The sequence below is a fragment of the Dietzia sp. 2505 genome, from assembly GCF_040546785.1.
GTDB lineage: Bacteria > Actinomycetota > Actinomycetes > Mycobacteriales > Mycobacteriaceae > Dietzia.
The window spans coordinates 780,651-806,464 of the sequence record NZ_JBEPON010000001.1 but is presented as its reverse complement, the minus strand read 5'-3'; the positions used below and the strand labels follow the sequence as shown (position 1 = coordinate 806,464).

Genomic DNA, 25,814 nt, shown 5'->3' with positions numbered 1-25,814 from the left:
ACGCCGCCAGCGTTCGTCCTGAGCCAGGATCAAACTCTCCATAAAAGCTTCTCAGCACTACAAAAAGCACAATCCAAGCAAAAAACAAACCAATACAAACTGGCTGTTCCAAAAAACGCGACCCCCCACGACAGGGATGTGAAAAGGGTCGCAACCAAACAAAAAATTTGGCACTATCACAAACAAAACACACTGTTGAGTTCTCAAACAACACCACCACACCGCTCCCCGGACAGTCACCGACCACCGGATCACGAGGGACCTACTACTCGCCGCCCGTTTCGGGGCAACTTCTCCAGCCTAGCCACACCGACCCACCAAGTCAAAACCGGGCCCGCACAACCATCTGAAACACGCCACCTCCACCAGCCCCGACCTCCCGGCCCGAACTCGCTCTCGGCGACTTCCAATAAGTTACGCAGACGTGAACCCAAACGCAAATCGCCAGGTCAACCCTACAAATGGGAGACGGCGCCGGCGTTCACCGGCGCCGCTCCCCATACTCCCCGGATCAGCGGATCCGTACCCCGGCCAGGTTCCGCTTTCCGCGCCGGAGGACCAGCCAGGCCCCGTGCAGGAGGTCGGTCGTCTCGGGCAGCCACTCCACATCCTCGATGCGGATGTTGTTGACGTACGCGCCTCCCTCACCGACGGCACGTCGGGCCGCGCCCTTGCTCTCGCACAGACCGGATGCGACCAGGAGATCGACGATCGTCCTCGGTTCATCGGATCCCAGTTCGACCGCGCCGGCGTCCTCGAGCGCGGCACCGAGCGTCCGCTCATCGAGCTCGGCCAACTCTCCGCGTCCGAACAAGGCCTGGGACGCCGCCTGCACCGATTCCGTGGCCGCCACCCCGTGCACCATCGTGGTCATCTCCTCGGCGAGGCGCTTCTGCGCCGCCCGCAGGTGCGGCTTCTCCCGGGTGAGTGAGTCCAGTTCGTCGATCTCCTCCCGGCCCAGGAACGAGAACCACCGTAGGTAGCGGACCACATCCGCATCGGAGGTGTTGAGGAAGTACTGGTACCAGGTGTAAGCGGTGGTCAGCGCCGGGTCGAGCCAGAGGCTGCCCCCGCCCGTCGACTTGCCGAATTTCTTCCCGTCGGACGAGGTGACGAGGGGAACGGTCATCGCGTGCACCGACTCCCCGTCCATCCGGCGGTTCAGATCGACGCCGCCGACGATGTTCCCCCACTGATCGGAGCCGCCGATCTGCAGCGTGCACCCCATGGTGCGACGCAACTGCACGAAATCGTTGGCCTGCAGGAGCATGTAGGAGAACTCGGTGTACGAGATCCCGTCGCCGTCCAGACGACGCTTGACCGTGTCGCGCCCGAGCATCGTGTTGAGCGAGAAGTGCTTGCCGACGTCGCGGAGGAACTGGATGGCGGTCAGGTGACCGGTCCACTGCATGTTGTTGACCACCCGGGCGCCCACGGGCCCCTCGGTGAGGTCCACGAAGAGCTCGAGCTGACCGGTGATGCGCTCGGCCCACTCGGCCACGGTGTCCGCGGTGTTCATGGTGCGCTCCCCCACCTCGCGGGGGTCGCCGATCATCCCGGTCGCCCCCCCGGCCAGGACGATCGGCCGGTGCCCCGCCAGCTGGAACCTCCGGAGGGTGAGAAGCGGGATCAGGTGACCTGCGTGCAGGCTCGGCCCGGTGGGATCGAAGCCGCAGTACAGCGTCACGGTGCCCTCGTCGAGATGGGCACGGAGCGCGTCGAGGTCGGTCGACTGCGCGATGAGTCCCCGCCACTGCAGGTCTTCGAGGATGTTGGAAGTCACGCGTCCCATTGTTCCCCATCGACGCGGTGGGCTACCACGGGGCGGGGTGCGTCTCCCTCGGCGCGCGTGGACTGCGCCGGTAGGAGGAGACCTCCCGGGCGCCCGCCAGCCAGAACCGCCAGGGTCGTTCCGCCTCACGGGAGACACCGACCCTGGGGCCGGACCGGATCTGCGACCCGGGTACCGGTTCGGGGCGGAATGTGACCGACGACGACGGGGCGAGCACGTCCGTGCCCCGGTGGGAGAGATCGATACCCAACACCTTGCCGAGGTTCCCCGGCCCGCGAGCCGCGTGTTCGAGCGGTATCCCGGGCCGGCGGTCGCCCACCACCCTGTGTCCGCCCTCCACCCGGGCGGCGCGCAGCAGCACCCCACCGCCCTCGCCCGCGGGACGGCAGGTGATGTTGACGCACCGGTGGATTCCGTGGCTCAGGTAGACGTACAGGTGGCCGGCGTCGCCGAACATCACCTCGTTGCGTGGGGTCGGACCCGGCCAGGTGTGCGCGGCGGGATCCGGATGGGGTGAGTCGACCGGTCCTCCGTAGGCCTCCACCTCGACCACCCGCACCGAGACGGAGTCATGGGTCAGCACACCCCCGAGCAGTGCGCGCGCGGCTCCGGCCGGGTCCGACTCGCGGAGCAGCGTGCGGAAGGGGTCCGCTCCGGCGTGGCGCCGGTTCACTCCTGGGGGGCTCCGCCCGAACGTGCGAGCAGGTCCGCGTGCTCGGCGTCATCCACCTGACGTGACTCGTCCACCAGCAGGACCGGAATACCGTCATCGATCCGGTAGGCGCGGCGGAGGCGGGGGTTGTAGAGCGTGTCGTCGCCCGCCAGGAGGAGCGGGCCCTTGTCCTCGGGGCACGCGAGGATCTCGAGCAGACGGTCATCGATGGCGGCCATGGCGCTCACCCTACCCAGCGGGCGAGCTCGTCACGGATCTCTCCCAGGCGCCGCCGCTGTTCGGCCACGGCGGTGCCGGCGGTGCCGCCCCGCGCGCTCCGTGACGCGATCGATCCCGTCACGGTGAGCACGTCGCGGACGTCGGGCGTCAGCGCCGGGTCGACGGTCGCCAACTCCTCGTCGGTCAACTCCTCCAGCCCGACACCGCGGGACTCGGCCACCCGCACGCACTCCCCGGCCGCCTCGTGGGCGACGCGGAACGGCACGCCCTGACGGACCATCCACTCCGCGATGTCGGTGGCCAACGTGTATCCGGCCGGGGCGAGCGCGGCGAGGCGCTCCGGGTGGAACGTCAGGGTCGAGACCATCCCGGCCATCGCCGGGAGGAGCAGGTAGAGCTGCGCGACCGAATCGAAGACCGGTTCCTTGTCCTCCTGCAGATCCCGGTTGTAGGCCAACGGCTGGGCCTTGAGGGTGGCGAGCAGTCCGGTCAGATTGCCGATCAACCGACCCGTCTTGCCGCGCATCAGCTCCGCGACGTCAGGGTTCTTCTTCTGCGGCATGATCGAACTGCCGGTCGACCACTCGTCGGCCAGGGTCACGTATCCGAACTCCGGGGTCGACCAGGCGATCACCTCTTCCGCCAGGCGGGAGAGATCGACCGCGATCTGCGCGAGGACGTAGGCCGCCTCGGCGGCGAAGTCCCGCGAGCTCGTCGCGTCGATCGAGTTGTCCGCCGCGCGGTCGAAGCCGAGCTCCGCCGCGATCGCGTCCGGATCCAGACCGAGTGACGACCCGGCGAGGGCGCCCGAACCGTACGGGGACACCGCGAGACGGCGGTCCAGGTCACGAATCCGATCGACGTCCCGTAGCAGCGGCTGCGCGTGGGCCAGGAGCTGGTGCGAGAGCAGGATCGGCTGGGCTGCCTGGAAGTGCGTCTTGCCCGGCATCACGGTCTCGGGGTGCTGGTCCGCCTGCGTCACGAGAGCGTCGACCACGTCGAGCACACCCCCGGCCACCTCACGCACCGCGTCCCGCAACCACATCCTGAACAGCGTGGCGACCTGGTCGTTGCGTGACCGGCCGGCACGGAGACGCCCACCCACCTCGACACCCACGCGGTCGATCAGACCGCGTTCGAGTGCACCGTGCACGTCCTCGTCGGATTCTGCCGGGACGAACGCGCCGGAATCGACGTCCGCGGCCAGGCGGTCCAGACCGTCCAGCATCGCGTCGAGGTCCGCACCGGAGAGCAACCCCGCGCGGTGCAGAACCCTGGCGTGGGCCTTGGAGGCCCTGATGTCGTACGGGGCCAGCTCCCAGTCGAAGTGCGTGGACTTGCTCAGCGCGGCCATCGCCTCGGCGGGCCCGCCCGCGAAGCGGCCACCCCACAGTGCTCCGGCGTTGGTGCCATGCCGGTCGTCCTGCCGGTCGGCGTCGCTCACAGCCCGAGGTCCCGCTTGGCGGCGATCTTGGAGCTCAGGCCATGGAGGTTCACGAAGCCCTTGGCGTAGCTCTGGTCGAACGAGTCCCCCTCGTCGTAGGTCGCGAGGTTGAAGTCGTAGAGCGAGGAGTCGGAACGACGACCGTTGACGACGATGGAACCACCGTGCAGGACCATCCGGATGTCCCCGGAGACGTGCTGCTGGGTGTTGTCGATGAAGGCGTCGAGGGCGTACTTGAGCGGGGAGAACCACAGCCCGTCGTAGACCGCGTTGGACCACTGGTCGGAGACCCCCGACTTGTACCGCGCCAGCTCCCGCTCGAGGGTGACGTCCTCGAGCGCCTTGTGCGCGGTGATGAGGATCATCGCGCCCGGCGCCTCGTACACCTCGCGGCTCTTGATACCGACGAGCCGGTCCTCGACCATGTCCAGCCGCCCCACGCCCTGGGCCCCGCCCCGGCGGTTGAGCTCCACGATCGCCTCGAGCACGGAGACCTTGCGCCCGTCGATCGCCACGGGGATGCCCTCCGAGAAGCTGACGGTGACCTCGTCGGGAGCGGCGAAGTTGAGCGTCGGGTCCTCGGTGTAGTCGTAGACGTCCTTCGTGGGGGCGTTCCACAGGTCCTCGAGGAAGCCGGTCTCCACCGCGCGGCCCCAGACGTTCTGGTCGATCGAGAACGGGGACTTCTTGGTCACGTTGATGGGGATCTCGTTCTGCTCCGCGAACTCGATGGCCTTCTCACGCGTCCAGGCGTAGTCGCGGACCGGGGCGATCACCTCGAGGTCGGGGGCGAGTGCACCGAAGCCCACCTCGAAGCGGACCTGGTCGTTCCCCTTGCCGGTACAGCCGTGTGCGACGGAGGTACCGCCGTGCATCTTGGCCGCCGTGACCAGGTGCTTGACGATCAGCGGACGGGAGATCGCCGAGACCAGCGGGTACTCCCGCATGTACATCCCGTTGGCCTTGATCGTGGGGGCGCAGTACTCGTCGGCGAACTCGTCACGGGCGTCCACGACGATCGATTCGACGGCGCCGCAGTCCAGTGCGCGCTGCCGGATGACGTCCATGTCCTCACCACCCTGACCCAGGTCGATGGCGACGGCGACGACCTCGGCTCCGGTCTCCTTGCCGATCCAGCTGATGGCGACAGAGGTGTCGAGGCCGCCGGAGTAGGCGAGGACTACGCGATCGGACATGGTGTGCTCCTTGATGGTTCGGATTTCAGAGTTCTGGGGTCGGGTCGTGCATGTCAGAGTGGGCGTCGGGCCAGGGAGGCGAGCCGGTCCGCGAGCTCGGCGCCTCCGACGGGTTCACGGGCCATCACGAATATGGTGTCATCCCCGGCGATCGTCCCCACCACGTCATCGAGGTTGGCGCGGTCGAGGGCGCTCGCCAGGAAGTTCGCGGCGCCGGGCGGGGTCCTCAGGACCGCGATGTTGCCACTGTGGTCAGCCGAGACCAGGAGGTCGCCGAGGAGCCTGCCGAGCCTGTCCGTGCCCCCGGGGATCCCCGGGGCCCGGCTGCCGTCCTCCGGGATGATGTAGCGGCCCGCGCCGCCGTCGGCGGCCCGGAGCTTGACGGCTCCGAGCTCGTCGAGATCGCGGCTCAGGGTGGCCACCGCGACCGCGATGCCCTCCTCGGCCAGGGCCTCCGCCAGTTCGGTCTGGCTCCGGACGGGTCGACGCTGGAGGATCTCGGCGATCCTGGCGTGCCTGGCGGTCCTGCTGACCGTCCCCACCGTCGTCACGACCGCTCCATGAGCCACACGAGCAGCGCCTTCTGCGCGTGGAGGCGGTTCTCGGCCTCGTCGAACACACGGCTGCGGGGGCCGTCGATGACCTCGGCCGCGATCTCCTTGCCGCGGTAGGCGGGAAGGCAGTGCAGGACGATCACGTCGTCGGACGCCTTGTCGACGGATTCCTGCCCCAATTGGTAGTCGGCCAGATCGCGGAGCCGGTCGGTCGCCGAGTCCTCCATCCCCATCGACACCCAGGTGTCCGTGATGAGGACGTCAGCCCCGGCCACCGCCGAGTCGACGTCGGTCGTGATCCTCACGGAGCCGCCGGTCCCCGCCGCCACGCGCTCGGCGTCCGACACGACCTGGCCGGTCGGTTGGTAACCCTCCGGCGCGGCGATGGTGATGTGCATGCCCGCGGTCGCGAATCCGAGCAGATACGAGTGCCCCATGTTGTTCGCGCCGTCGCCGAGATACACCGCGCGCAGGCCCGCGGTGTGACCGAAGTTCTCACGGATGGTGAGCAGGTCCGCGAGGATCTGGCACGGGTGGAACTCGTCGGTCAGGGCGTTGACGACGGGCACGTCCGAGTGCGCGGCGAGCTCGACGAGTCCGTCCTGCGAGTAGGTGCGCCAGACGATCGCCTCGACGTAGCGCGACATCACCCTCGCCGTGTCGGAGAGGGTCTCACCCTTGCCCATCTGGGTGGATCCGGAGTCCACCACGATGGCGTTCCCACCGAGTTGGGCGATCCCCGCGTCGAACGAGAACCGGGTCCGTGTGGAGGTCTTGTCGAAGATCACGGCGACCGACCGCGGCCCCTCGAGCGGGCGGGCCGAGAACGGGGCCGCCTTGAGCCGCATCCCCAGATCGAGGACCTCGGCCTGCTCGGCGGGGCTGAGGTCGTCGTCCCTCAGGAAGTGCCGCACCGACGACGATGCTGCGGTCATGAGCTGGACTCCTTCGGGGTCGCGGCGTCGAGGATGCCCGGGAGTCCGGCGACGAACCGGGCGACCTGCTCCTCGGTCAGCACGAGCGGCGGGGCGAGTCGGACCACGTCCGCGGTGGTGGCACCGACGAGGTACCCGGCCTCCCGGGCCGCCCCCTCCACGGCCTTGGCGAGCGGGGCGGTGAGCACGACCCCGAGCAGCAGGCCCCTCCCCCGCACGTGGTCGACCAACGGGTGGTCCAGGCACTCGATCTCCGCGGCGATGATCTTCCCGAGTCGGTCGACGTGCGCGATCAGGTCGTCGGCCTCGATCGTGTCGAGAACGGCCAGGGCGGCCGCGCACGCGACGGGGTTACCGCCGAACGTGGTCCCGTGCTGGCCCGCGGTGAGAAGCTCCCCGGCCGCACCGACCGCCAGGCAGGCACCGATCGGCAACCCGCCTCCCAGGCCCTTGGCCAGGGTGATCACGTCAGGGACCACCCCGGCCCGCCGCGTGGCGAACATCGCACCGGTACGACCGATCCCGGTCTGGACCTCGTCGACGATCATGAGGATGCCGTGCTCGCTGCACAACGATCGCACGTCGGCCAGGAAGCCCTCGGGGGGTTCGACCACCCCTCCCTCACCCTGGACCGGCTCGACGATCACGGCGGCCGTGTCCCCGGGAGCCTGCTCGACGAGAGCGGTGAGCGCGGCGGTGTCGCCGTAGGGGAAGAACTCGACCCCTGCGGGCATCGGTTCGAACGGCTCGCGTTTGGCGGGTTGACCCGTCATCGCGAGGGCGCCCATGGTTCTCCCGTGGAAGCCGTTCTCCGCTGCGAGGATCCGCGAGCGTCCCGTCCGACGGGCGATCTTGAACGCGGCCTCGTTGGCCTCCGCACCCGAGTTGCAGAAGAAGGCGCGGACGGGCGCGTCCACCGCCAGCAGCGACTCGAGACGCTCGGCCAGCGTCACCACCGTCGGGTGGATGTAGAGGTTGGACACGTGGCCGAGCTCGGCGATCTGGCGACTGACCGCGTCGACCACCGCGGGGTGCGCGTGACCGAGTGAGTTGACCGCGATCCCCCCGAGCAGGTCCACGTACTCGCGACCGTCCGAGGCGGTGACGGTGGCGCCCCGGCCCGAGACGAGCTCGAGCGGCGGGGTGCCGTAGTTACGCATGAGCGCGCCGTCCCACCGTGCGGTGAGGGACATGGTGTCGGTCCCGGTCATCTCGCTCCTCCTGCCGGCGTGCGGATCTCGTGGTCACCCTCGGTGACCATGGTCCCGATGCCGCCCTCGGTGAGGACCTCGAGCAGCACGGAGTGTTCGACGCGTCCGTCGATGACGTGGGCCGCCCGCACCCCGCCCTGCACCGCACGCAGGCACGCCTCCATCTTGGGGACCATGCCGCTCTCGAGCGACGGTAGAACTCGCTCGAGGGGACCGGTCCCGAGATGCGTGACCAGTGAGGACCGGTCCGGCCAGTCGGTGTACAACCCCTCGACGTCGGTGAGGACGACGAGTTTCTCGGCGCCGAGAGCGGTGGCGAGTGCGCCGGCGGCGGAATCGGCGTTGATGTTGTGGACCGTGCCGTCGGCATCCGGGGCGATGGTGGACACGACGGGGATCCGGCCGGCCTCGATGAGGTCCAGGACGGCGCCGGGGTCCACCGACTCGACGTCGCCGACCAGTCCGATGTCGGTCGGTTCGCCGTTCACCATCGCCGTCCGCCGGACCGCGGTGAACAATCCCGCGTCCTCTCCGGAGATCCCGACCGCGTAGGGCCCGTGGGCGTTGATGAGCCCGACCAGTTCTCGGCCGACCTGGCCGAACAGCACCATGCGGACGATGTCCATGACCTCGGGCGTGGTCACCCGGAATCCCCCGCGGAACTCGCCCTCCATCCCCAGGCGACCGAGCATCGACGTGATCTGGGGGCCGCCCCCGTGGACCACCACCGGCTTGAGACCGCAGGTCCGGAGGAACACCATGTCGGCCGCGAACGCCGCCTTGAGCTGGTCGTCGATCATCGCGTTACCGCCGTACTTGACCACGACGATCTTGTGGTGGAACTTCTGCAGCCACGGCAGCGCCTCGGCGAGGACGTGGGCACGGACGAACGGCGTCAACTCGGTCGACCCGTCGTTCATCTCGGTGGTCATGTCAGGCCTCTCCGGGCTGGTCGGGAACGGTCAGGGTCAGTCGGACGTCGGCACCGCCGCGGTGGCGGAACCGGAACTCCACTCCGTCGGCCGTGGGTGCGGGTTCCGGCCACGGGGTGTGATCGGTGTCCGGTCGGAAGACGAGTACCTCGATCGGTCCGACCTCGGCACCTGACCGGGTGCCGACGAACCGGGCGACGTCCTCGGCGACGCAGTGCGTGTACGTGAAGTCCTCGCCGGGGACACCGGCACCGGGGCCGTCGAGCAGGACGACCGCGCGGATCGACGGGATCTCGGCGCTCAGGGTGCTCCACCGCAGTTCCGCGGCGTCGGTTCCCTCGCCGACGACCTCCAGCACGGACGTCGCGCCCGCGGGAGCCACCCAGAACACCGCGTCGCTCCGCACCGGGTCAGACCACGATTCGAGACCGTGGGTGCGACCACCGGATACCGCCCCGGACAGAATGCCCGCATTCACGGGGCGAGGCCGACCGTGCTGAGCCCCGCCGTCTCGGGCAGTCCGAGTGCCAGATTCATGGACTGGATCGCCCCACCGGCGGTGCCCTTGGCGAGGTTGTCGATCGCCGCGGTGAATACCGCACGCCCCGCCCGTTCGTCCACCTCGATGCCGAGCTGCACGGCGTTGGACCCGAGAACGGAGGCGGTCATCGGCTGCACGCCCTCGGGGAGCACGTGGACGAAGGGTTCGTCGTCGAACGCCTCCGCGTAGACCCGCCGTAACTCCCCCGCCGCCGCCGTGGTCGGTGCGACCGCGGTGGTGAGGATGCCCCGGGCCATCGGGGCCAGGACCGGGGTGAAGCTCACCGACACCGGCGACTCGGTGACCGCCCGCAGGTTCTGGGTGATCTCGGGCGCGTGGCGGTGGGTCGTGACGCCGTACGCCTTAGCCGAGCCCATGACCTCCGAGGCGAGCATCGGCACCTTGGCGGACTTCCCTGCGCCCGAGGCGCCGGTGACCGAGACGATCGTGATCCCCGACGCATCGACCAGTCCGGCCGCCACCGCCGGGAACAGCGCGATGCTCGCCCCCGTGGGGAAGCACCCGGGCACCGCGATCCGGCGGGTCGATCGCAGCGCCTCACGCGCTCCGGGGAGTTCGGGCAGACCGTACGGCCAGGTGCCGGCGTGCGCAGAACCGTAGTAGGCCTCCCAGTCCGAGGCGTCGGTCAGCCGGAAGTCCGCACCCAGGTCGACGACGAGGACGTCCGGTCCCAACTGCTCGGCGATCGCCGAGGAGTGGCCGTGCGGAAGGCCCAGCACCACGACGTCGTGCCCGGCCAGCGTGTCCGCACTGGTCTCGACAAGGACGCGGTCCGCGAGTGGCAGGAGATGGGGGTGGTGGTGGACCAGCGGCTGCCCGGCGTTGGACCCTGCGGCCAGGGTCCCGATCTCCATCTCGCCCGACACAAGGGCGGGGTGCCCGAGCAGGAGGCGGAGGAACTCTCCGCCCGCGTAACCCGAAGCACCTGCGACCGCTACCTTGATTGCCATGCGCACAAGTATGCATCACTGTGCAATCTTTTGCACACCGGCTCCCCGCACTCCACCACTCCGGGCAGGTCAGGCGCCGAGTTGACGCCGTCCCCCGCGGAAGCGGCTCTGCCCGAGGTCCACCGATCCGCCCACGCGACGCCCCTCCTCGATGCCCGAGGTACCCACCCGCCGTCGTGCACCACGGACCGCCGAGGGGAAGCAGCGCCGCAGTTCGGAGTCCGCCCGTTGGGCGTCCGATCTCAGGACGAGTCCCGCTCCGGCGGCGTCCGCGCTGCCGGCGACGGCTCCGCGTTCGGCCGCGGCCAATCGGCGTCCCACCTCGAAGGCGAAGCCGGTCATGAACGATTTCCGGTGGGTGACCGGCGAGACGCCGGGAGCCGGCCGCTGGCGCGCTGCCGCCGCGAGCATCACCCCCGTGAGCGCGCCGGCGAGCATGCCCACCCGCTCGACGTGCCGACGCACCCCCACGATATGGACGACCTTCGCACCGTCACCGCGGGTGGAGGTGACGGCCCGGCAGTGCATCGCGCCGGCCAGGGACGCGACCAGTCCCACCTGGTCCGGCTGGTACTTCCCGGCGACCATGTGATCGAGCACGGTCACTTCCGCGGGCTGCGCATCGAGCCCCGATCTCGCCAGCGCCTCGTCGACGCCGTACTTCGCGAGCAACCCGTAGGCCCGTTCGAGGAAGACCTCGGCCTCCGGCGTGCCGGCGACGCTCTCGGCCTTGGCGAACAGTTTGCGGACCCGGTCCAGCGCCTTCGCGGCGGAGGACTCGGCGGAGGCGGGCTGCGTGATGGACATGGTCTACTCCCGGTGGTCTCGGCTGTGTGGTGAGCCGAATATTCGCACAGGTGTACGACAGGATGGAGGATCCCGGACGATCAGTGGTGGAGGAACCAGGTGTGGTCGAGCGGCCCCGCCCCCCGGCCCACCTCGAGATCGAGCCCGCCCCGGAGGGCGCCGTCCATCCAGGGACGGACTCGCCGGTACGCGGCCTCCCAGTCATCGGTCCCCACCCGGGCGGTGGCCAGGGCGGAGGACAGCGAGCACCCGGTCCCGTGGGTGTGCGGCGTGTCCACGCGGACGAACGGGAGTCGCAGCGTCGCGCGCCACCCCCCCTCGGATCGAACGAGGACGTCCTCCGCGCTACCGTCCTCGAGATCGCCGGTGGTAGCGAGCACGGAGCTCCCGGTCTGCTCGTGGACGAGTTCGGCCTGCTCGACGATCATCTCGATGCTGCCCGCGGTGGACTCCCCGCACAGGACACCGAGTTCCGGAACGTTCGGTGTGACCAGATCGACGAGCGGGACCAGGTCGCGCAGCATGCGGGAGGCGTCGTCGCTGGCGAGCCTGCCCCCGGTGGTGGCGACCATGACCGGGTCGAGGACGACGTTCGGGGGCCTCCGGCGACGCAGCCAGTCCCCCACCGCCTCGACGAGGGAGGCCTCGCCGAGCATGCCGATCTTGACCGCGTCGATCCGCACGTCGTCCGCCACCGCGTCGAGCTGGGCAACCACGGTCTCGACGGGTACGGCGTGTACGCCGCTGACCCCGAGGGTGTTCTGGATCGTGACCGCGGTGACGGCTCCCATCGCGTACCCGCCCATCGCGGCGACGGACTTGACGTCCGCGAGCAGGCCCGCGCCGCCGGACGGGTCGGTGCCGGCGATGCACAGGACCCTCGGGACCCCGGTCCGCTCAGCCACCTCAGCCTCGTCAACCACGGAGCGTAGCCCCGACCGCCGCCTGCGCGGCCTCCACCGCCGCCGTGCGCCACCGGGTCGCCTCGTCCTCGGTGAGCGTCCGGTCGGCCGCCCGGAAACTGAGGGCGTACGCCAGGGACTTGCGTCCCTCGCCGAGCTGGGCACCGGTGTAGACGTCGAACAGTCGCACGCTCTCCAGGAGATCCCCGCCGCCCGAGCGCAGGGCCGCCTCGACGGAGGACGCCGGCACGGAAGACTCCACCACGAGCGCGACATCCTGGTTGACGGCCGGGTAGGCCGAGATCGACGGCGCGGGCAGGACCTCACGGGCCCCGATCGCCGTGAGGTCGAGCTCGACCGCGCAGGACCGGGCGGGCAGTCCGAGTCGTTCACACGCGGCCGGATGCAGTTCGCCGGCATGGCCGACCACGGTGCCGTCGACCAGGACCTCCACGCAGCGGCCGGGATGCCACGGCGCGTACTCGGCCGCACGGACCTCGACCTCGGCGCCGAGAGCGCGTGCGACGATCCTGGCCGCCTCGACCGCGTCGAGGGCGTCGGCCTCACGGCCCGACGTGGCATGACCCGCCGGTTCGCGCCTGCCGGTGTAGAGGGCGGCGACGTGCAGGGGCTGCTCCGGCAGTGACGCCGTGAGCGAGTCCCTCTCCTGCGGCGTCGGCTCGCGGTCGACGGGCAGCATCCCCACCGCCCCGGTGGTGGGGGTACGGAAGGAGACCTGCGCGACCGAGAACAGCGATAGATCGCGGGTGCCGCGGGTGAGATTGCGCCGGGCGATCTCCACCAGCGACGGCAGGAGCGTGGTGGCGAGGTGCCCCTTCTCGCTCTCCAGGGGATTGACCACGGACATCGTCCTGCGCCGCTCGTCGTCGTCGTCCAGTCCCATGGCGTCGAACACCGCCGGATCACAGAACGGCGAGGTGAGCACCTCGACGTGCCCGGCCGCCGCCAGGGCGTGGCCCACCGCACGGCGACCGCGCTGAAACGCGGTCAGCCCGCGGCCGGCCGGCGCGGTCGGCAGCAGCGACGGGATGTTCTCCAGCCCCTCGAGGCGGAGGACCTCCTCCACCAGGTCCGCGGGCAGCGTGAGGTCCGGGCGCCAGGTCGGCGGGGTGACCTCGAGCAGAACCTCGTCGTCCCCGGTGACGGTGCACCCGACCTGCTCGAGGCGGTGGCGTGCGGTGCCGGTCGGGTAGTCGACGCCGGCGACGCGGGAGGGGCGGCCCTCATCGAACGCGATGGTCGGCATGGCTGGGGCGGAACCGATGTCGGTGAGCGAGGGCTCGACCGAGCCGCCGGTGATCTCGGCGAGCAGAGTCGCCGCGCGGTCCAGTGCGGCGATCGTGGCCGCGGCGTCGACACCGCGCTCGTACCGCTTGCCCGCCTCACTGGGGAGCTTGTGACGGCGGATCGTCCGGAACACCGCGAGAGTGTCCCACACTGCGGCCTCGAGGAGGACGTCCGTGGTCTGCCCGGACACCTCCGTGCTCGCGCCGCCCATGACGCCCGCCAGTGAGATCGGGCCTCGGTCGTCACAGATCACCACGTCCTCGGGGTCGAGCGTCCGCGCGACGTCGTCGAGGGTCGTGAGCTCCTCCCCCGCCCGCGCCCGGCGGACGACGAGCCCGCCCTCGAGCGTAGCGGCGTCGAACGCGTGCATCGGGTGCCCGAGCTCCAGCATGACGTAGTTGGTCACGTCGACCGCCGGCGAGATCGGGCGGACGCCCGACAGCAGCAGCCGCCTGGCCAGCCACCACGGCGTGCGGGCGGACGGGTCGACACCGGTCACGCGACGGAGGGCGAACCGCTGTGCGCCCGACTCCCCGGCCACCTCCAGCGGCCAGGTCTCGCCCTGGGAGGGCAGCCCCGGCTCGACCGCCGGATCCGCGAAGTCCAGGCCGAAGCCGCAAGCGAGCTCGCGGGCCAGGCCACGCGCCGACAGGCAGTACCCGCGGTCCGGGGTGACGTTGAGTTCGATGACGGTGTCGGGTCCCGCCGCCCCGGCGTCGAGGACCGGCCCGGCCGGGTCGCCGGGCTGCGCCGTCCCCTCGGCCAGGACGATGATGCCGCTGTGGTCGGATCCGATCCCCAGCTCGGACGCCGAGCAGATCATTCCCTCACTGGGCTTGCCGTACGTCTTCCGCCTGCCGATCTCGAACCCACCGGGAAGGACCGTTCCCGGCAGCGCGACCACCACCAGGTCGCCCTGGGCGAAGTTCCGGGCCCCGCAGACGATCTGCTGTGGCTCGTCGGCACCCACGTCGACCAGGCAGAAGCGGATGGGCTTCTTGAACCCCTCGAGCTCCTCGATACTGCTGACCCGACCGATGGTGAGCGGTCCCGAGATCTCGGGCAACTGCTCGGGCTCGCCCTCGACCTCGAGGCCGACGCGCACGAACCCCGCGTCGAGCTCGGCCGGGCTCACCGACCAACCGTCGTTGGCCCGCTGCAGGATCTCGGTCAGCCAGGACTGCGCAATTCGCACTGTGGGGGTCCTTAGTCTTCTCGGGTGGAAGGGGGCGGTGGGTCAGGCGCGGATGCCGAAGGGCAGCGAGAACCGCACATCCCCCTCGACCATGTCCCGCATGTCGGACAGTCCGTTGCGGAACTGCAGGGTGCGCTCGAGGCCCATGCCGAACGCGAACCCCGAGTAGACCTCCGGGTCGATACCGCAGGCGGTCAGCACGTTGGGGTGGACCATCCCGCACCCGCCCCACTCGACCCAGCCCGCGCCGCCCTTCTTCCGCGGGAACCACACGTCGACCTCGGCCGAGGGCTCGGTGAAGGGGAAGTAGTTGGGCCGCATCCGGGTACGGGTCTCCGGGCCGAAGAGCGCGCGGGCGAAGGCGTCGAGTGCACCGCGCAGGTGCGCCATGGTCAGCCCCTTGTCGATCGCCAACCCCTCCACCTGGTGGAACACCGGGGTGTGGGTGGCGTCGAGCTCGTCCGTGCGGAAGGTCCGCCCGGGGCAGGCGACGTAGATCGGGGGCTCCCGGTCGAGCATCGTCCGGATCTGCACGGGCGAGGTGTGGGTGCGCAGCACCTGGCGGCTGCCCTCGGGGGCGATGTGGAAGGTGTCCTGCAGGGTGCGCGCGGGGTGATCCGGGAGGAAGTTCAGGGCGTCGAAGTTGTAGTGCTCCGCCTCGACCTCCGGGCCCTCGGTGATCTCCCAGCCCATCGCCACGAACACGTCCGTGACCTGCTCGGTGATGATCGTGATGGGGTGCTGGGCGCCCACGGGCGCCCGACCCGACGGCACGGTCAGGTCCAGGGTCTCGGCCACCAGGACCGCGGCGTCACGCTCTGCCTGCAGCTCGGCGAGGCGGGCGTCATAGGCCTGCTGAACCCTCCCCCGCGCCACGTTGACGGCCTTACCGGCGGAGGCCTTCTGCTCCTTGGGCAGCGATCCGAGGGTCCGGCGTCCCAGCGCGATCGGGCTGCGGTCGCCCAGGTGGGCGGTCTTGGCGACGGACAGGGCGTCCAGGTCCGTGGCGGCGGCGAACGCCGCCTCGGCCTCCGCCGCGTACCTCGCCAGCGACTCCTCGTCGATCCGCACCTCGACAGCGCTCGTGTCTTCGCTCACCTGTGCTCTCGTCCTCCCCGTCGCGGCGATCTCCGGCGACCGCCGGCGGCATCCCGCAACAGACTAGTCGATCGGGATCGGACCCCCCGGCCCACCTGCGCGTACCCCTCGACTCGAGGGGCCGCCCGCTAACGCACCTCGTGAACGGCCCCGGAGTCCACCACGAGCTCGCGGGTCGCTCGGAAACCCTGCCGCATCCGCCGGTCGTGGGTCACCAGCAGGACCGTGCCGTCGAAGGCCTCCACGGCCTGTTCGAGCTGTTCGATCGCGGGCAGGTCCAGGTGGTTGGTGGGCTCGTCCAGCACTAGCAGGTTGACGCCGCGCTGCTGGAGCAGGGCCAACGCCGCCCTGGTCCGCTCCCCCGGGGACAGGGACGCGCACGACCGTCCGACGTGCTCGCCGCCCAGTCCGAACTTGGCCAGCACCGTCCGACCCTCGGTGGGGTCCAGCCCCGCGGGGTCCGCGGCCGCGCAGAACGTCTCCAGTAGGGGGCCGGGGCCACCGAATTCCGCGCGGGCCTGGTCGACCCGCCCCGCCGCGACGCCGGCTCCCGTGCTCACCCGCCCGGAATCCGGGAGTCGATCGCCCGCGAGCAGACCCAGCAGCGTGGATTTGCCGGAACCGTTGGCGCCGGAGATCAGCACCCGGTCCCCCGAGTCGATCTGCAGGGTCACCGGACCGAGCACGAAGTCACCGCGGCGGACGACGGCCTCGGACAGCACCGCCACGACCGACCCCGACCGGGGCGCGGTCGCGATCTCCATCTGCAGCTCCCATTCCTTGCGCGGCTCGGCGACCACGTCGAGCCGCTCCATCGCACGCTCGGTCTGGGAGATCTTGGCGGCCTGCTTCTCCGACCGCTGGCCGGCCCGGTTGCGGATGTGCTTGTCCTTCTCGGCGTCCTTGCCGCCCGACTTGCGCATGGTGTTGCGGACGCCCTTGTCGAGCCACGTCTTCTGGGTCTGCATGCGGTCCTTGAGCTGACCGACCCGGCCCGCGTACTCCTCGTATGCCTCGCGCGCCCGCTGCCGCGCCAGCGCGCGTTCGGCGAGATACGACTCGTATCCTCCGTCGAACACCGTGATCTGCCGCTGGGCCGAGTCGAGCTCGACTATCCCGGTCACACACCTGGCCAGGAACTCGCGGTCGTGGCTGACCACCACCATCGGACGCCGCTCGGTCCGCATGAAGTCCTCCAACACCGCGAGCCCCGCGAGGTCGAGGTCGTTGGTCGGCTCGTCCAACAGCAGGATCTCGTACTGGCTGAGCAGCACGGCGGCGAGGTTGACGCGGGCGGCCTGGCCGCCCGAGAGCGCCGCCATCGGCAGGCCCAGAACGGCGCCGTCCAGTCCGAGCCGGGCGGCGGTCACCGGGATCCGCTCGTCCAGGTCTCCACCGCCGAGGGCCAACCATCGCTCGAGTGCGTCGCCGTAGGCGTCGGCGGCCGACTCCGAGTCCGCCATCTGCAGCGCCAGTGCGTCCATGTGCGCCTGCGCGTCGGCGACCCCGGTGACGCGGTGCAGGAAGTCGCGCACCTCCTCGTCGTCGTGACGATCCACCTCCTGACGGAGGAGCCCCACCGTCGCGTGCGGTGGACTGATGGCCATCGTCCCCGTCATCTCGGCGTCGGGCTCGCCGGCGAGGGCGTGGAGCAGTGTCGATTTACCGGCGCCGTTGGGGCCGGTGAGCCCCCAGACGTCACCCTCGGCGACGACGAGGTCGAGACCGGCGAAGAGGGTCCGCGCACCTCGTGAGGCTCCCAGGCCGCGGGCGGTGAGGGTTGCGGTCACGAGCCGGCGGCCTGCAGGCGCGCGCTGGTGTGGAGGCAAATCGAGGCCGCGGTGACGATGTTCAGGCTCTCGGCCCGCCCGCGGAGGGGGATGCGCACCCGGAGGTCGGCAGCGTCGGCCAGCTCGACGGGGACGCCGTGCGCCTCGTTGCCGAAGACCCACGCGGTCGGCCGGGACAGCACGTCGTCGGCGTGTTCGATGTCCACGTCGCCCTCCCCGGTGGCCACGGCGACCTGGAGGCCCAGCCGGTGGGCGCGGTCGACCAGGTCCGTCTCCGTGATCCCGCGCACCACGGGGAGGTGGAAGAGGCTGCCGGCGGAGGCGCGGACTGCCTTGGTGTTCTCCGGATCCACCGCGCCGCCGGTGAGCCACACGGCCTCGGCGCCGAGTGCGTCCGAGACGCGGATGAGGGTGCCGACGTTCCCCGGTTCGGCCAGCGCCTGGCCCACCGCGACGAGGCGCGGAGACCCCACGTCCGGTCCCTCTGGGTCGCGTACGACCGACCGGCACAGCGCCACGATGCCCGTGGGCGAGACGGTGTCCGACAGCGCCCTGACCGCGCGGTCGGTCACCACGGAGACGGTGACCCCGGACGCGGACGCCGTGGTCACGAGGGCGGCGAACCGGTCGAGCGAGTCCTGGCCACAGAACACCTCGACCGCCGCCCCGGTCGTCAGGGCCGACTCGACCGAGTTGGCCCCCTCCGCGAGGAAGCGCCCGGCCTTACGCCGGGCGGCCGCGCGGTGGAGCTTGGATGCGGAAACGACCCGCGGTGTCCGTTCGGTGAACGGATCCGCGGGTCGTCCCGTGCCCTCCTCGGGCAGAGCGCTGTGCGTCACATTCGCAGACGTCAGGCAGCCGGTGCGTTGACGTCGGCCGGCAGGGCCTTGCGGGCGACCTCGATGAGCGCCGTGAAGGCGGCCGGGTCGGTGACCGCCAGGTCGGCGAGCACCTTGCGGTCCACCTCGACGCCCGCGAGCTTGAGGCCCTGGACGAAGCGGTTGTAGGTCATGTCGTTGGCGCGGGCCGCCGCGTTGATGCGGGTGATCCACAGCTTCCGGAAGTCGCCCTTGCGCGCGCGACGGTCACGGTAGCTGTAGGTCATCGAGTGGAGCATCTGCTCCTTGGCCTTGCGGTACAGCCGCGAACGCTGCCCACGGTAGCCCTTGGTGGACTCGAGTACGGTCCTACGCTTCTTCTGGGCGTTGACTGCCCTCTTCACGCGTGCCACTGGTCAATCCTCACTGATCTGGGTGGTCACCTCACGGCAACCGGAAGTACTACGTATGGGGAGAGGGCTCAGAGCCCGAGGAGCCGCTTGATGCGGGGAACGTCAGCCGGGGCGACGTCCGTGCGACCGTCGAGACGACGGGTACGCTTGGTGGGCTTCTTCTCCATGATGTGGCGGCGGTTGGCCTGCTGGCGCACGAGCTTGCCCGTTCCGGTCTTCCGGAAACGCTTGGCGGTGCCCTTGTGGGTCTTCATCTTCGGCATGATCGGTCTTCCTCACATGGTTCGTCCCGGAGACCGGCGAGGTCTCGGGTGAGCGGACGACGTGCGTCCGGTGGTCGGTGTGGTGCCGGAGTCCTACTCCGAGGCGGGGTCGGTGACCTTCGACTCCTGCGCCTTGACCCGGGTCTTGGCGCCCTTGTGGGGGGCGACGACCATGGTCATGTTGCGGCCGTCCTGCTTGGCACTGGTCTCGACGTATCCGTATTCGGTGATGTCGTCCGCCAGGCGCTGGAGCAACCGGTACCCGAGTTCGGGGCGGGACTGCTCGCGACCGCGGAACATGATCGTCACCTTGACCTTGGAGCCCTTCTCGAGGAAACGGACGACGTTCCCCTTCTTGGTCTCGTAGTCATGAGTGTCGATCTTCGGCCGGAGCTTCTGCTCCTTGACCACGGTCTGCTGCTGGTTCTTCCGCGACTCGCGCTCTTTCTGCGCCGCCTCGTACTTGAACTTTCCGTAGTCCATGATCTTGCAGACCGGCGGGCGCGCGGTGGGCGCGACCTCGACGAGGTCCAGATCGGCCTCGAGGGCCAGACGAAGTGCATCCTCGACGCGAACGATCCCCACCTGCTCGCCCCCGGGGCCGACGAGTCGGACTTCGGGGACACGGATTCGTTCGTTGATACGTGCTTCGGCGCTGATGGGCCCTCCTCGGTAGATGGTGCTCTGCCCGCGACCACTGGCGCGGTCGCGCATCCGCCCTCGAGGTACCCACGGCGACACCGGACACACCGGTGAAACCGAGAAGGCCCCACGGCACGGATACCGGGGGCCTCTCACTCCTCACCCGTCGACGAGACATCCCTGCGATATGCTCGCAGACCCCTCGTCGGGGGTGGTGACCATCAAACTACCTGGGGCGTCGGATGGTGGGAGATCGGGCTCCTCTTGGACGTCGGAACCCACCACGAAGCGGATTCCCACAGTCGGGGCAGAACTCTACCAGCATTCCCGGGGACCCCCAAACCGGTCCGACCGCCCGGAGACGACCGGCCCGTGGGACAGTGTTCGGCATGAACACCGACCACCCCGCGTCCACCGATCCCGCCGCCGACGCGACCGCAGAGAGTTCTCTCGAGGACCATCTCGACGCCCGCGAGGTCGAGATCGTAGAACTCGCCGACGTCCCTGCCCAGGAGATCATCTTCCGCTCGATCGTCGTGCTGATGAGCGCCGCGGCGGAGAAGCTGGGACTGTCCGACGACGACCCGACCGCGAGCCCGCACCTCGACCTCGACGAATCGCGCAAGCTGATCACCTCGCTCGCCGGGCTCGTGACCGGGTCCGCCGAGTACCTCGGGCCGCAGGCCAGCGTGGTGCGGGACGGACTCCAGGGGTTGCAGCGCGCGTTCCGCGAGGCCAGCGCGTTCCCCGACGAGCCCGGCGAGGGCCCCGGCGAGAAGTTCACCGGCCCCGTCTACTGACCCCCGACTGACCGACGCCCGGGTACGCGACGCCACGGTCGCACGCTCCGGCGTCGGCTCAGCGCAGGGCCCGTGCCTTGCGTGCCGCCTTGGCCGCGGTCTTGTCCGCCGCCGTCGTCCTCGCGGGAGCCTTCTTCGCGGGCGTCTTCTTCGCGGCCGCCTTGCTCGCCGCCGACTTCTTCACGGGCGCACCACCGGCCGATGCCTGGGCGGTCCGGGATCCCTCCGGGACCTCCTGCGTGACCGGGAGGACCTGCGCGAGGAAGCGACCGGTGTGACTCTCCGGCACCGCCGCGACCTGCTCGGGTGTGCCCTCGGCCACGACGACGCCACCACCGGCGCCACCCTCGGGCCCCATGTCGATCACCCAGTCGGCGCTCTTGATCACGTCGAGGTTGTGTTCGATCACGATGACGGTGTTGCCCTTGTCGACCAGCCCCTGGATCACCAGTAGGAGCTTGGTGATGTCCTCGAAGTGCAGACCCGTGGTGGGTTCGTCGAGGATGTAGACGGTCCGTCCACTCGACCGCTTCTGCAGCTCGGCCGCCAGTTTGACCCGCTGCGCCTCACCGCCGGACAGCGTGGGTGCCGACTGGCCCAGACGCACGTACCCCAGGCCGACCTGCGAGAGGGTCTTGAGATACCGGTGGATCGAGGTGATCGGCTCGAAGAACTCGCACGCCTCTTCGATGGGCATGTCGAGCACCTCGGCGATGGTCTTGCCCTTGTAGTGCACCTCGAGGGTCTCGCGGTTGTACCGGGCGCCGTGACACACCTCGCACGGGACATAGACGTCCGGCAGGAAGTTCATCTCGATCTTGAGCGTGCCGTCCCCCTGACACGCCTCGCACCGGCCGCCCTTGACGTTGAACGAGAACCGTCCCTGCTTGTAACCCCGGACCTTGGCCTCGGTGGTCGCCGCGAACAACGTCCGGATCTTGTCGAACACCCCGGTGTACGTGGCCGGGTTGGACCGCGGGGTGCGACCGATCGGTGACTGGTCCACCTGGACCAGCTTGTCGAACGACTCCACCCCGTCGATGCGGGAGTGCCGTCCGGGAACCTGGCGCGCCCGGTTGAGCTGGTTGGCCAGCGAGGTGGCGAGGATGTCGTTGACGAGGGTGGACTTGCCCGAGCCGGACACGCCGGTGACGGCGCACAGCACACCGCCGGGGAACACCACGTCGACGTTCTTGAGATTGTTCTCGCGTGCGCCGCGCACGTGGAGGACCTTCTCCGGGTTCAGGCCACGCCGGGTGTCGGGCACCGCGATCGACCTCCGGCCCGCCAGGTAGTCACCCGTGAGCGACTCCTCGCTGGCCAGCAGGCCCTCGTAGTCTCCGGAGTGCACCACCCGTCCGCCGTGCTCGCCGGCCAGGGGGCCGATGTCCACGATCCAGTCCGCCGCGCGGATGGTGTCCTCGTCGTGCTCCACCACGAGCAGCGTGTTCCCCAGGTCCCTCAGCCGGACCAGAGTGTCGATCAGGCGACGGTTGTCCCGCTGGTGCAGACCGATGGACGGTTCGTCGAGCACGTAGAGCACGCCGGCGAGACCGGACCCGATCTGGGTGGCCAACCGGATCCGCTGGGCCTCGCCGCCGGACAGACTGCCCGCCACCCGGTCCAGGGACAGGTAATCCAGTCCCACATCGAGTAGGAAACCCATGCGGGCTTGGATCTCCTTGAGGACCCGGCCGGCGATCATCGCCTGGCGGGAGTCCAGTTCGAGGCCGTCCAGGAACTCGGCGCAGTCCGCGACCGACATCCGGGAGATGTCGGCGATCGACCGGTCACGCCCGCCGGGGCCGGTCATCGTGACGGCGAGGATCTCCGGCTTGAGGCGGGTCCCCTCGCAGGCGGGGCACGGCACCTCCCGCATGTACCCCTGGTAGCGCTCCTTCTGCGACTCCGACTCCGTCTGCTCCAGTCGGCGTTTGAGGAACGACATGACGCCCTCGAACTTGGCGTCGTAGGTCCGGACCCGGCCGTAGCGGTTCTTGTACCGCACCCGGACCTTCGTCGACGCCCCTCCGAGCACCGCCTTGCGCACCTTGGCGGGCAGGTCCTGCCAGGGGGTGCGCAGGTCGAAGCCCATGTCGTCGGCCAGTCCCGAGAGCAGCTGCTGGAAGTAGTCGGCGCTCTGGCCCCCCGACCACGGGGCGATCGCGCCGTCCGCCAACGACCGCTCGGGATCGGGTATCACCAGGTCGGGGTCCACCTCGAGATGCGAGCCGAGCCCGTCACAGACCGGGCAGGCGCCGTAGGGCGAGTTAAAGGAGAACGCGCGGGGTTCCAGGTCGTCGAGCCCGATCGGGTGGCCGTTGGGACAGGCCATGTGCTCGGAGAACCGGCGCCGCCGGCCGGGGTCGGCCTCCTCGAGATCCACGTAATCGATGACGATCACGCCGTCCGCCAGTCCCAACGCGGTCTCCACTGAATCGGTGAGCCGCTGGCGGGAGGACGGTTTGGCGGCGAGGCGGTCCACGACCACCTCGATGTCGTGCTTCTCCTGCTTCTTGAGCGTGGGCGGCTCCGCGAGGGTGTGGAGTTCACCGTCCACCCGCACGCGGCTGTACCCGTCGGCCGCGAGTTGGGCGAAGAGGTCGACGAACTCGCCCTTACGGGTGCGCACGACCGGTGCGAGGACCTGGAACCGGGCCCCCTCCTCCCCCTCGAGGATCTGATCGACGATCTGCTGAGGGGTCTGGCGCGAGATCACCTCACCGCACGTCGGACAGTGAGGGACACCCGCCCGCGCATAGAGCAGACGCAGGTAGTCGTACACCTCCGTGATGGTGCCCACCGTCGACCGAGGGTTCCGGTTGGTGGACTTCTGGTCGATCGACACCGCCGGGGAGAGTCCCTCGATGAAGTCGACGTCCGGCTTGTCCATCTGACCGAGGAACATGCGCGCGTAGGAGGAGAGGGATTCGACGTATCGCCGCTGCCCCTCGGCGAAGATGGTGTCGAAGGCCAACGAGGACTTGCCGGAGCCCGACAAGCCCGTGAAGACGATCAGGGAGTCGCGCGGGACGTCGATGTCCACGCCCTTGAGGTTGTGTTCCCGTGCGCCGCGGACGACCAGACGGTCCACCATGGGTACTCCTTCCGAGGGGGATGTCGCCACGGACCCGTGGCGGTGGCCGTGCGCGCCGCATGGCCGCCGTCCCGCAGACGAAGGTACCAACCAACACCGACACGCTTACCACCACGAACCGCCGTCGCCGTCAGTAGCCTGCAGATATGACGAATCCCACCGAGTCCGTCCCCGAGCACATCACCCTCACCGAGGGTTACTCCGGCCGCCTGGGTGGCCGCCTGACCGGTGAGCGCTGGACCGTCGGCCCGGCCCGGTTGTCCAAGATCTCCGTCGGCGAGATGGACAACAACGTCTACGTGATCGAGTCCGTCTCGACGGGCGAGGCACTCCTCGTCGACGCCGCGAACGACGCCCCCCAGCTCATCGCGCACCTGCGGGCGCACGCCCCCGGGGTGAGAGAGGTGGTCACCACCCACCTGCACGCCGACCACTGGATCGGTCTCCCGGAGACCGTCGAGGCCCTCGGCCTGGCCACCATCGCCTCACCCGGCGACGCCGGGGACATCCACGTACCGACGGACCGCCACGTCTCCCACGGTGACGAGCTCGTCGTGGGGGATCTGCGCCTCGGGGTGATCGGCCTGCGGGGACACACCCCGGACGGCATCGGCCTCCTGCTACGCACAGAGGAGGGCACCCACCTGTTCCCCGGTGACTCCCTCTTCCCCGGCGGACCGGGGAAGACGGGCACCCGGGAGCAGTTCGACACCCTCATGGACGACCTCGAGTCCCGGGTGTTCGCCGTGCTCGACGACGACGTGGTGGTCCACCCCGGGCACGGGGACGACACCACGCTCGGGGCCGAGCGTCCGAATCTCGGCACGTGGCGGGAGCGCGGCTGGTGACGCCCGACGGCACCGACCGACCGGCCGATCAGAATCGTTATCCGGCCCCCGTCCAAGCTGATCGTCCCAGCGCATCACGCAGGTCCGTGGGGTCCGGGTCCGGGGACGATCCCCCGACCGGAGGCGCAGCGCCGGGGTTTTCACTAGGTTCGACCACGCATCCCAATTCCCAGGAGGAACGATGATCCGACGACTCGCACGACCCATGCTCGCCACGGTGTTCGTCATCGACGGCGTGGAGACGCTACGCAATCCGCAGGCCCATGTCGCCAAGGCCGCCCCGCTCGTGGACAAGGCCGCGCCCCTGGTGGAGAAGGGCGAGCAGGCCGTCAACGAGCACGTGACGACCTCCGTACCCCCGGTCACCAAGGACACCGAGACCCTGGTCAAGGCTCTCGCCGGCGTGAAGGTCGGTGCCGGCGTGCTGTTCGCGCTCGGCAAGGCGCCCCGCCTGTCGGCCCTCGCCCTGACGGCGTCGCACCTGCCGACGACCGTCACCCGCAACGACTTCTGGGCGGAGTCCGACCCGGCCGCCAAGAGCCGCAAGACCACCGGTCTGGCCACCGACGTCGCCCTGCTCGGTGCGCTCCTGCTGGCGTCGGTCGACACTGCGGGCCAGCCGGGCCTGACATGGCGTGCCCGCAAGGCCGGGGACAAGGTCTCGGCCAAGCTGCCCGGGGCCAAGGCCGAGTCCGTCGCAGCCGGTGCCGCCATCGCGGGGGTCGCCCACAACGTGGCCGACCACGCCCGCGGCGTCGCCGACACCGTGAAGGACAAGGCCCCCGAGGTCGCGGACACCGTCCGCGAGAAGGCCCCCGAGGTCGCCGACCAGGTCCGTGGTCAGGCGACCGGCGTCGCGGAGACCGTCCGCGCGAAGGCCCCGGAGGTCGCCGAGCTCCTCCGTGAGCGGACCGCGGCGGCACGGAAGCAGGCCGCCCCGATCGCCGCCCAGGTGCGGGACCAGGCCGGCGTCGCCGCCCACGTCGCCGCCGAACAGGCCGCGGAGACCCGCGAGGTCGCCCGCGACCGCGCGGCCCACGTCCGGGAGGTCGCCGCCGCGCGCGCCGACAAGGTGGACACCAAGGACCTCCGCAAGTCCGTCGAGTCGGCCAAGAAGAAGGCCCGGAAGGACGCCCGCAAGAAGGTCACCACCGCGAAGAAGACGAGTGACCGCGCCCGGAGCAAGGCCGCAGCCGCCATCCGGCCCTGACGATCCGCTCCCCCGGTGCCCACGTACCGGAAGTCGACGACCCCGCCCCCACCGGCGGGGTCGTCGGCGTCGGGGGGCCCTGCGCGTGACCCGGTAGCCTGGTTGTCCTGCACTGCGCGGTCCACCCACCCGATGCGCAGTCCCCACCCGAGAGG

Annotated in this window: 24 protein-coding genes and 1 pseudogene; 3 read left to right on the top strand and 22 right to left on the bottom strand. The window is 70.0% G+C overall.

All coding sequences use genetic code 11. From position 1 onward, the window contains the following. The 21 genes and pseudogenes from ABIE38_RS03635 to infC all read right to left on the bottom strand — a co-directional run. Positions 1-217: pseudogene (locus ABIE38_RS03635) on the bottom strand (hypothetical protein); the annotation flags it as partial. Positions 218-511: 294 nt separating this feature from the next. Beyond that, positions 512-1,783 (bottom strand): tyrosine--tRNA ligase, encoded by a 1,272-nt coding sequence (gene tyrS / locus ABIE38_RS03630; protein ID WP_354054051.1) that lies wholly within the window; start codon positions 1,781-1,783, stop codon positions 512-514. A gap of 31 nt (positions 1,784-1,814) precedes the next feature. Further along, entirely contained in the window at positions 1,815-2,465 is a 651-nt protein-coding gene (locus ABIE38_RS03625; protein WP_354054050.1) for a DNA-3-methyladenine glycosylase, read from the bottom strand. Next, positions 2,462-2,683 carry a Trm112 family protein gene (locus ABIE38_RS03620; RefSeq protein WP_354054049.1) on the bottom strand — a complete coding sequence of 74 codons (222 nt, stop codon included), beginning with the start codon at positions 2,681-2,683 and terminating at the stop codon, positions 2,462-2,464. The genes ABIE38_RS03625 and ABIE38_RS03620 overlap by 4 nt, the downstream gene beginning before the upstream one ends. A gap of 5 nt (positions 2,684-2,688) precedes the next feature. Then, positions 2,689-4,128 carry an argininosuccinate lyase gene (gene argH, locus ABIE38_RS03615; protein ID WP_354054048.1) on the bottom strand — a complete coding sequence of 480 codons (1,440 nt, stop codon included), beginning with the start codon at positions 4,126-4,128 and terminating at the stop codon, positions 2,689-2,691. Then, a complete protein-coding gene (locus ABIE38_RS03610; RefSeq protein ID WP_354054047.1) occupies positions 4,125-5,324 on the bottom strand; it encodes an argininosuccinate synthase in 1,200 nt (399 codons plus the stop codon). Before ABIE38_RS03610 ends, argH begins: the two co-directional genes overlap by 4 nt. A 53-nt stretch (positions 5,325-5,377) precedes the next feature. Next, the gene (locus ABIE38_RS03605) at positions 5,378-5,875 is read right to left on the bottom strand and encodes an arginine repressor (protein WP_354054046.1); all 498 of its coding nucleotides are present in this window, start codon (positions 5,873-5,875) and stop codon (positions 5,378-5,380) included. Then, positions 5,872-6,813 carry an ornithine carbamoyltransferase gene (gene argF, locus ABIE38_RS03600; protein ID WP_354054045.1) on the bottom strand — a complete coding sequence of 314 codons (942 nt, stop codon included), beginning with the start codon at positions 6,811-6,813 and terminating at the stop codon, positions 5,872-5,874. Before argF ends, ABIE38_RS03605 begins: the two co-directional genes overlap by 4 nt. Beyond that, positions 6,810-8,024, bottom strand: a complete 1,215-nt coding sequence (locus tag ABIE38_RS03595; protein ID WP_354054044.1) for an acetylornithine transaminase — start codon at positions 8,022-8,024, stop codon at positions 6,810-6,812. Before ABIE38_RS03595 ends, argF begins: the two co-directional genes overlap by 4 nt. Further along, positions 8,021-8,956, bottom strand: a complete 936-nt coding sequence (argB, locus tag ABIE38_RS03590) for an acetylglutamate kinase (protein ID WP_354054043.1) — start codon at positions 8,954-8,956, stop codon at positions 8,021-8,023. The genes ABIE38_RS03595 and argB overlap by 4 nt, the downstream gene beginning before the upstream one ends. Before the next feature lies 1 nt (position 8,957). Beyond that, on the bottom strand, positions 8,958-9,362 hold the full coding sequence (locus ABIE38_RS03585) for a hypothetical protein (RefSeq protein ID WP_354054042.1): 405 nt from the start codon (positions 9,360-9,362) through the stop codon (positions 8,958-8,960). Positions 9,363-9,430: 68 nt separating this feature from the next. Continuing rightward, a complete protein-coding gene (gene argC, locus ABIE38_RS03580; protein ID WP_354054041.1) occupies positions 9,431-10,468 on the bottom strand; it encodes an N-acetyl-gamma-glutamyl-phosphate reductase in 1,038 nt (345 codons plus the stop codon). A gap of 69 nt (positions 10,469-10,537) precedes the next feature. After that, positions 10,538-11,275 (bottom strand): DUF2786 domain-containing protein, encoded by a 738-nt coding sequence (locus tag ABIE38_RS03575; RefSeq protein WP_354054040.1) that lies wholly within the window; start codon positions 11,273-11,275, stop codon positions 10,538-10,540. An 80-nt stretch (positions 11,276-11,355) separates the two neighbouring features. Beyond that, a complete protein-coding gene (thiD, locus tag ABIE38_RS03570; protein ID WP_354054039.1) occupies positions 11,356-12,180 on the bottom strand; it encodes a bifunctional hydroxymethylpyrimidine kinase/phosphomethylpyrimidine kinase in 825 nt (274 codons plus the stop codon). A gap of 10 nt (positions 12,181-12,190) precedes the next feature. Then, positions 12,191-14,680, bottom strand: a complete 2,490-nt coding sequence (pheT, locus tag ABIE38_RS03565) for a phenylalanine--tRNA ligase subunit beta (protein ID WP_354054038.1) — start codon at positions 14,678-14,680, stop codon at positions 12,191-12,193. Positions 14,681-14,722: 42 nt separating this feature from the next. After that, a complete protein-coding gene (gene pheS / locus ABIE38_RS03560; RefSeq protein ID WP_354054037.1) occupies positions 14,723-15,778 on the bottom strand; it encodes a phenylalanine--tRNA ligase subunit alpha in 1,056 nt (351 codons plus the stop codon). A gap of 128 nt (positions 15,779-15,906) precedes the next feature. Beyond that, entirely contained in the window at positions 15,907-17,568 is a 1,662-nt protein-coding gene (locus ABIE38_RS03555; RefSeq protein ID WP_354054036.1) for an ABC-F family ATP-binding cassette domain-containing protein, read from the bottom strand. Further along, positions 17,565-18,407: a TrmH family RNA methyltransferase gene (locus tag ABIE38_RS03550; RefSeq protein ID WP_354054035.1), complete on the bottom strand. Its 843-nt coding sequence runs from the start codon at positions 18,405-18,407 to the stop codon at positions 17,565-17,567. The genes ABIE38_RS03555 and ABIE38_RS03550 overlap by 4 nt, the downstream gene beginning before the upstream one ends. Before the next feature lie 11 nt (positions 18,408-18,418). Then, positions 18,419-18,799, bottom strand: a complete 381-nt coding sequence (gene rplT / locus ABIE38_RS03545; RefSeq protein WP_095717216.1) for a 50S ribosomal protein L20 — start codon at positions 18,797-18,799, stop codon at positions 18,419-18,421. A 68-nt stretch (positions 18,800-18,867) separates the two neighbouring features. Then, a complete protein-coding gene (gene rpmI, locus ABIE38_RS03540) occupies positions 18,868-19,062 on the bottom strand; it encodes a 50S ribosomal protein L35 (protein WP_007630819.1) in 195 nt (64 codons plus the stop codon). Positions 19,063-19,155: 93 nt separating this feature from the next. After that, positions 19,156-19,776: a translation initiation factor IF-3 gene (gene infC, locus ABIE38_RS03535; protein WP_095717217.1), complete on the bottom strand. Its 621-nt coding sequence runs from the start codon at positions 19,774-19,776 to the stop codon at positions 19,156-19,158. Positions 19,777-20,093: 317 nt separating this feature from the next. Here infC and ABIE38_RS03530 point away from each other — a divergent pair, with 317 nt between their 5' ends. Beyond that, positions 20,094-20,504, top strand: a complete 411-nt coding sequence (locus ABIE38_RS03530) for a DUF1844 domain-containing protein (RefSeq protein ID WP_095717218.1) — start codon at positions 20,094-20,096, stop codon at positions 20,502-20,504. A gap of 58 nt (positions 20,505-20,562) precedes the next feature. On the opposite strand, the gene uvrA is transcribed toward ABIE38_RS03530, so the two are convergent. Beyond that, complete coding sequence (uvrA, locus tag ABIE38_RS03525) at positions 20,563-23,601, bottom strand: excinuclease ABC subunit UvrA (protein WP_354054034.1); 3,039 nt, start codon at positions 23,599-23,601, stop codon at positions 20,563-20,565. Between the two features lie 146 nt (positions 23,602-23,747). Here uvrA and ABIE38_RS03520 point away from each other — a divergent pair, with 146 nt between their 5' ends. Beyond that, positions 23,748-24,449: an MBL fold metallo-hydrolase gene (locus ABIE38_RS03520; protein ID WP_354054033.1), complete on the top strand. Its 702-nt coding sequence runs from the start codon at positions 23,748-23,750 to the stop codon at positions 24,447-24,449. A gap of 181 nt (positions 24,450-24,630) precedes the next feature. Beyond that, the gene (locus tag ABIE38_RS03515) at positions 24,631-25,659 is read left to right on the top strand and encodes a DoxX family protein (protein ID WP_354054032.1); all 1,029 of its coding nucleotides are present in this window, start codon (positions 24,631-24,633) and stop codon (positions 25,657-25,659) included. The last annotated feature ends 155 nt before the right edge of the window (positions 25,660-25,814 follow it).